Raw genomic sequence first — 7303 nt, 5'->3', positions numbered from 1 at the left:
TTCTTTTAATCTTTTTACTCTTTTTTTGATAGTTTCCAAGTTAGTTAATAATCCACCTAGCCATCTGTGGTTTACATAAAATCCTCCAGCTCTTTGTGCTTCTTCTTTAATAGCTTCTTGAGCTTGTTTTTTAGTTCCAACAAATAATACTTTTCCACCTTCTTCAGAAATTTGTCTAACAAATTCATAAGCTTTTTCAGTTGCTCCTAAAGTTTGGTGTAAATCCAAAATATGGATTCCGTTTCTTTCTGTAAAAATATATGGTTTCATTTTAGGATTCCATCTTTTTGCCTGATGTCCAAAATGTGCTCCCACTTCTAATAATTGTTTCATTGTAATAACTGCCATTACGTTTTTCCTCCTAATTTTTTTGGTTTTTCTCCCACTTCTCTTCAAAAGACAGATTGTAATTTTTTAATCTATTATTTTCAAAACTAATTTTTTACCTTGACAATGAATTTTGATTCCTTTGAATACTACTGTTATCAATTTTTATTACTTTTACAATCGCCTAAGATAACAAATTTTATAGTTTAATATTACAACACCCTATCTCTAAATAATACAAAGTGTGATTTATATTTAATAATCATTCTATTCTAACATTTTTTTATCACTTTTGTCAATACCTTAAAAATTTTCTATCAATTTCACTTGCTCATCTAACAATACAGTTCTCATTTTTTCATTTCTTTCCTGTCTTAATTCATTATACTTTGCCACAAATTCATTCTCTGTCAATCTTTGATCCCTTAATTTGCCAACTTCACGCTTAAAATCTCTTTCATATTTTAAAATACGTGATTTTTGAACATTAGTTAAATCAAGACTGTCAATAAAATTTTTGACTTTATCATTTTTTTCATTAAATAATTCCTTTTGCGAATTTATATACGAATTGTAGGCTTCCAGCTGCTCATTAGACAAAATTTTTGCGATTGCTCTGTATCTATCTTGTTCGATTTTCCCAATTTTAGCCTTTTTTTTGTCAAATTGAACTAAATCATCTTCTACTCCTTCAGCCTTTTTTTGATATTCACCAAATATTTTTGACAATTTTTTCTGCTGATCTTTAGTAGCATTTACAACTTTAAACAAGTCATCTTTAGAAATTTTTACCGTATAAATCTTCTGATAATAATCCTCATAAGAATAAGATAACCCACTTATTCCCAACACCAATATAGATAAAAGTGCTAATTTTTTTACTTTTTTCATCTTCTTATTTTTCCTTTACTTTTAAACATATCTTCTATTATTTTTTGACAAGGGGCACTAACCCCTTGTTTATAATCTATTTTTTATTAAAAATTATTAATTATTTGAATTGTTATAATTAGGTGCTTCTTTTGTAATTATAACATCGTGAGGATGGCTTTCCTTAAGTCCAGCTCCTGTTATTTTTACAAATTTTCCATTTTCTTTCAATTCTTTAATTGTAGGTGTTCCGCAGTATCCCATTCCAGAACGAAGTCCACCGCAGATTTGGTAAACTGTGTCTTTTAATGCTCCTTTATGTGGAACCATTGATTCGATTCCTTCTGGAACTAATTTTTCAGTTGCCGCTTCAAGCTGAAAATATCTGTCGCTGCTTCCTCTCTTCATTGCCGCAAGTGATCCCATTCCAGCATAAGTCTTAAATTTTCTACCGTTATAAAGGATTTCTTCTCCAGGTGCTTCATCAGTTCCTGCAAGCATCCCTCCTAACATTACGCAGTCCGCTCCAGCTGCAATTGCTTTTACAACATCTCCAGACAATTTAATTCCACCATCAGCAATAACTCCAATTCCTTTATCCTTACAAACTTCTGCAATATTCATAACAGCTGTTATTTGTGGCACTCCAACTCCTGATATAACTCTTGTTGTACAAATAGATCCAGGCCCAACTCCAACTTTTACTGCATTTACCCCAGCTTCAATCAAGTCAAGTGCAGCTTCTGGAGTTACAATATTTCCACCAATAATATCTAAATCAGGAAACGCTGCCCTAATTTCCTTTATTTTATTAATAACTCCAATTGAATGTCCATGAGCTGAATCAACAGCAATAATATCAACTCCTGCTTCTACTAAAGCTGCAACCCTTCTCACAGTATCATTCCCAATTCCAACTCCTGCTCCAACTCTAAGTCTTCCTTCTTTATCTTTTGCAGCATTAGGATAGTTAATAACATTGTCAATATCTTTAATTGTAATCAGACCTTTTAATTTAGTTCCTTCAACAATTGGCAATTTTTCAATTCTATTTTCCAGCAAAATAGATTTTGCACCTTCCAAAGTTGTTCCAACAGGTGCTGTCACCAAATTTTCCTTTGTCATAATATCTACAACTTTTACAGATAAATCTTCTCTATATTTTAAGTCACGGTTAGTAATAATCCCTTTCAAGTTTCCTTCATCATCAACTACTGGCAATCCAGAAACCTTATACTTTCTCATCAGATCATGAGCATCCTTTAAAATTGCAGTTTCCTTTAACGTAATAGGATTTGTAATCATTCCACTTTCATATCTTTTTACTCTTGATACTTCTTCAGCCTGTCTTTCAATCGTCATATTCTTATGAATAAAACCAATCCCACCTTCTCTCGCAAGTGCAATCGCAAGTTTAGATTCTGTAACCGTATCCATCGCAGCACTCAAAATCGGAATATTCAACACCAAATTCTTAGTTAAATTAGTTTTTAACGAAACTTCATGCGGCACAACATTCGATGCTTGCGGAATCAGCAACACATCATCAAAAGTCAATCCTTCGGAAATTACAATTTTATCTTTTTGACTCATTTTAAACATCCTCCTTGTTTTGTTTTTAAATTTTGTTTATTTTTTTGCTTTTTTCCAAAATTTCCCTAACTAAACCATATTTTTACATTACTTTTTTAATTATAATATTTTAACACAAAATATGCTACAATTTCAACACTTTTTCAAAATTTTCTTCTTAAATCATCTATATTCAAGAAAATAATTTAAAACTTTAATATCCTTTTGAAGATAATTCCAAAACCTTTTCTTTAGCAATTTTAACAAAATAAATTTCACTCTCTTTTTCAGCCACTTTCTTATAAAATTCCATTGCTTTTTCAAAATCTCCAATTTCTTCGTATGTTATTGCCAAAGCATTCTCCACTTGCATTTTATACAACCTATTTCTCTGTTTTGGTAATATTTTTTCAAGTTCAACAACCTTTTGTTTAGGATTATCTTCATAATCTAAAAAAATTTCTAATAAGTTTTTGTTAGATTCTTTCTTAATATTCTCATCAAATATTTTTCTAGCTTCTTCTTTTTTTTCATTGTAATATTTATATTCTGCTAAATTCATATAATAACAATATCTCACTATTGGCAATGTAAACCTGCTTATTCTCACTTCATTCAAATATCTCAATGCTTCTTCCTCTTTATTTAATAACCTATAATAAGCTGACAAATTAATTCTGTGAATATCTTTCATAATATTAATTTTTTTCATCTTATATAATTTTTTCTCCATCACAATACTTTTTGAAAGATTCAATTTATACACATAATATTGCGATCTCAATAAAATTATCAAATAAATTATCAAATAAAAAAACACCACAATATTTATTATTAAAATTATAAAAACTCCTAAAATAAATTTTTCTTCAAAAATTTCCAAAAGTTTATTCATAACTATTAAATAAATACACAAAAAAATTAATTCATATATATATGTTTTTACTAGCGCTTTCCTCATTCATTATTTCCCTTCCCCATTCAACTTCACAATTTCCACAATCACATCAGTTGCCAAAATCATACTTTCAAGTGCAACAAACTCATATTTTCCATGAAAATTTTCTCCACCTGCAAAAATATTTGGTGTAGGAAGTCCCATAAATGAAATTTTAGAACCGTCTGTTCCACCACGAATTGGCTCAATTACTGGTTTTATTCCCAAATTTTCCATTGCTTTTTTAGCAATTTCCACTACATTCATATGGTCTTTTATTATCTCTCCCATATTGTAATATTGGTCTTTTATCTCAACACTTACCAATTCTTTTCCATATTTTTCATTAATTTTTTTCGCAACATTTGCTGCAAATTTTTTCTTCGCTTCAAATTTTTCTCTATCGTGATCTCTCAAAATATACGACAATTCTGCTTCTTCACAATTCGCATTAATTTTATCAAGAAAATAAAAACCTTCATATCCTTCTGTTTTTTCAGGCACTTCATCAGCTGGAAAACTATTCACAACCTCTGCCGCAATCAAACTTGCATTTATCAATTTTCCCTTTGCTGTTCCAGGATGTACGCTCTTACCTTTTACCTTGAAAACCGCTCCAGCTGCATTAAAACTCTCATATTCAAGCTCTCCAACAGGTCCTCCATCCATCGTATACGCAAAATCAGCACCAAATTCTTCCACATTAAAATTATCTGCACCACGACCAATTTCCTCATCAGGCCCAAATGCCACTTTTACAGTCCCATGCTTAATTTCTGGATGCTCAATCAAATATTTCATCGCTTCAACAATTTCCACAATTCCAGCCTTATCGTCAGCTCCCAAAAGAGTTGTCCCATCAGTAGTAATTACAGTTTTTCCCACATAATTTTTCAAATTAGGAAACTCTTCAACTGACAAAACAATATCTTTCAACTCATTCAGCACAATATCTTTTCCATCATAGTTTTCCACAATTTGTGGATTAATATTAGTCGCATTAAAATCAGCAGTATCCATATGTGCAATAAATCCAATTACAGGCACCTCTTTATCAACATTCCCAGGCAATGTCGCATTCACAAAGCAAGCATCATTAACATACACATTTTCCATCCCAATCTCTTCCAATTCCTTCGCAAGAATCTTCGCAAACTCAAGTTGTGTCGGTGTAGACGGAATAGTCTTGCTCTTCTCATCCGATCTAGTCTCAAATTTCACATATCTCAAAAATCTATCTTTTAATGTATCGTACATTTTCTCATTCCTCTTTTCCTTTTAAAGTTTTTCTTCTTCAATTTTCTCTTTATATTTCCATTATATCACATTTGCTTCATTCAAAAAATAGGAAAATTTCATTTGACAATTTTAAGGTATTACTAAAAAAAAATAAAAACAGTAAAAAGATTTAATTCCAAATCAATCTACTGTTTTTTTTATTCCTCCAAATTTTGTTAAAACATCATCCTGTATTGTTTCCGCCCATCTTGCTACCTGCCTCAACGTTATCTTCTCAACAATTTCATTTTCAGCATTTTTTTGACTTCCAATAATCACAACTTCATCATTCATTTTTACATTTTCTATATTAGTCAAGTCAACAAAAATCATATCCATACAAATTTCTCCAATAATCTTGGCTTTTTGACCATTTACTAAAACGTATGCTTCCCTTGAATTTTCAATCTGCTTTTGAAGTCCGTGGGCATAGCCTATTGCGACAATTCCTATTTTAGAATCCTGTTTTATAATTCCTTTGCTTCCATAGGAAATTTTATCATTTTTCTTGATATTTCTAATATTTATAATTTTTGACTTTACTGTTATTACATCCAAAAGGCCCACATCAGTTGACAACGGCTCCATTCCATAAAGTACCATTCCAATTCTTGCAAAATCATAATTATATTTTTTGCCATATTTGAAAAGAAGCGGGCTTGCTTGAAGATGCCTATATTTGTACTTTATGCCGTTTTGTGAAAATATTTTTAAAATTCTTTCATATTTTTCAACTTGCTTTTCTGTTTCAGCTTGATTTTCAGCATCGGAAATATGCGAAAATATCGAGATTATCTCTATTTTATTTTTTAGAACTTTATTTTTTGATTCATTATTTAAAGGATTTATTTCATATTTTTTTATTATTTTAATTAATTCCAAAATCTCATTTTCATCAAATCCGAGCCGATTCATTCCAATATTTACTTTTATATGGATTTTTAACGTAGTATTTTCAAAAGATTTATTCAAAATTTTTAGATAATCAAGCAACTGGGAAAAATTAAAAACTGTTAATTCAATGTTATTCTTTATTGCATATTCCACATTTTCAGGTTTTACATAATTAAGAGCCATTACTTTTATTTTATAATTTTGATTCTTTAATTTTAAATTTTCCAGCACTTTTTGAATTTTTAACACTTCTTCAATATATGCTACTGCAAAGTAATCACATTTATTTTCCAGAAGTATCGGCAGCACATTTTCAATTCCAAGCCCATAAGCATTGTCTTTGATTACACAAATAAGATTTTTATTAATGGAACGGGCTATTTTTAGATTTTTTTCTAAATTTGATTTATTTATTTCCAGATTTACCAACATTGTATTTTTATTTCCTCTAAACTGTAAAAATTACTGGAGCAACAATTCCTAAAATTATAACTAATCTTAAAAGTAAAATTTTACGATAAAGTTTTTGGTATTCTATTTCAGGAATTCCTTTTTCTTTTAGGAAAAATCCTATTGCTGTGATTTTATTGGATGTATCACTTCTGCTGTATCGGTTTACATAAGGTTCAAATAAAATTTCCTGTCCATCTACTGTAAAATGTATTCTTGGTGTTCCAACATATTTATCCATATATCCTGAAACATTTTTTTTATCTAAATTTTTCTTATTTAGTGAAAGTTCTCCCTTTTCCAGTTTTAGCCTGTCGATTCTCAAAAAAATAAACAAAATCCAGACAACAATGGCAGCAACTGGTAAAAATGCCGCAACAACCTGCATATGATAAGTCTTTTCTATAATTGAAAATACTACTCCATACACAACTGACAATACTGCCATTAGTATCAGAATTTTACCCACTCCCCTGTGAATCAATCCATTCAGTTCAATTTTTTTTCCATCAGTAATTTCCATAACAAGCTCCTTTCCAGCTTTTTTATAAAATAATGTGAACTACTCCCGCTTTTAGAAGCGGGAGCTTCTTGGGAAGTATCTGCTTTTGCTAGCCAAATATATTTACCAAGCTCTTCGGGTAGTTCCTACCCTGTCTTTTTATTTCCTAATATTTCAAAATCTCTTTTCCAATGTTTTTTATATTCAGTGCCGCATTATAATCTCTATCAATCTCAATTCCACAGCACTCACATTTATAGCTTCTTTCTGATAATTTCAGCTCCTCTTTAATATTTCCACATTTACTGCAAGTTTTCGACGATGGAAACCACTTATCTATCTTCAAAAATTGTTTCCCTAAAAACATCAACTTATACTCAAGCATTCTCAAAAATATTCCCCACCCATTATCTCCTATACTTTTCCCAAAATTTAATGCCTGACTCATCCCTTTCATATTCAAATTCTCAACA

Annotated in this window: 8 protein-coding genes; all 8 read right to left on the bottom strand. The window is 30.3% G+C overall.

From position 1 onward, the window contains the following. On the bottom strand, positions 1 to 348 hold a 348-nt coding region (gene rpsB, locus ACO409_RS09775; RefSeq protein ID WP_485556812.1), incomplete at its 3' end, for a 30S ribosomal protein S2. 282 nt (positions 349 to 630) lie between these two features. Then, positions 631 to 1218, bottom strand: coding sequence for a viral A-type inclusion protein (locus ACO409_RS09770; protein WP_485556810.1), 588 nt, complete (start codon positions 1216 to 1218; stop codon positions 631 to 633). Between the two features lie 96 nt (positions 1219 to 1314). Further along, the gene (gene guaB, locus ACO409_RS09765) at positions 1315 to 2790 is read right to left on the bottom strand and encodes an IMP dehydrogenase (protein WP_485556808.1); all 1476 of its coding nucleotides are present in this window, start codon (positions 2788 to 2790) and stop codon (positions 1315 to 1317) included. Positions 2791 to 2983: 193 nt separating this feature from the next. Beyond that, entirely contained in the window at positions 2984 to 3481 is a 498-nt protein-coding gene (locus tag ACO409_RS09760) for a tetratricopeptide repeat protein (protein ID WP_485556806.1), read from the bottom strand. A 252-nt stretch (positions 3482 to 3733) separates the two neighbouring features. After that, entirely contained in the window at positions 3734 to 4963 is a 1230-nt protein-coding gene (gene pepT, locus ACO409_RS09755) for a peptidase T (protein WP_485556804.1), read from the bottom strand. Between the two features lie 162 nt (positions 4964 to 5125). Beyond that, the gene (gene alr / locus ACO409_RS09750) at positions 5126 to 6310 is read right to left on the bottom strand and encodes an alanine racemase (RefSeq protein WP_485556802.1); all 1185 of its coding nucleotides are present in this window, start codon (positions 6308 to 6310) and stop codon (positions 5126 to 5128) included. 16 nt (positions 6311 to 6326) lie between these two features. Continuing rightward, a complete protein-coding gene (locus ACO409_RS09745; protein ID WP_485556800.1) occupies positions 6327 to 6851 on the bottom strand; it encodes a hypothetical protein in 525 nt (174 codons plus the stop codon). A gap of 145 nt (positions 6852 to 6996) precedes the next feature. Beyond that, a partial coding sequence (locus ACO409_RS09740) for an RNA-guided endonuclease InsQ/TnpB family protein (RefSeq protein WP_485556798.1) occupies positions 6997 to 7303 on the bottom strand: 307 nt, incomplete at its 5' end.

Source organism: Leptotrichia sp. (genome assembly GCF_057270615.1).
This window is presented reverse-complemented; position numbering and strand designations above follow the sequence as displayed.

Coding starts and splice junctions, on each gene's coding strand:
- pepT (WP_485556804.1), bottom strand. CDS start 4,963: ATGTACGATACATTAAAAGATAGATTTTTGAGATATGTGAAATTTGAG.
- alr (WP_485556802.1), bottom strand. CDS start 6,310: ATGTTGGTAAATCTGGAAATAAATAAATCAAATTTAGAAAAAAATCTA.
- ACO409_RS09770 (WP_485556810.1), bottom strand. CDS start 1,218: ATGAAAAAAGTAAAAAAATTAGCACTTTTATCTATATTGGTGTTGGGA.
- guaB (WP_485556808.1), bottom strand. CDS start 2,790: ATGAGTCAAAAAGATAAAATTGTAATTTCCGAAGGATTGACTTTTGAT.
- ACO409_RS09760 (WP_485556806.1), bottom strand. CDS start 3,481: ATGAAAAAAATTAATATTATGAAAGATATTCACAGAATTAATTTGTCA.
- ACO409_RS09745 (WP_485556800.1), bottom strand. CDS start 6,851: ATGGAAATTACTGATGGAAAAAAAATTGAACTGAATGGATTGATTCAC.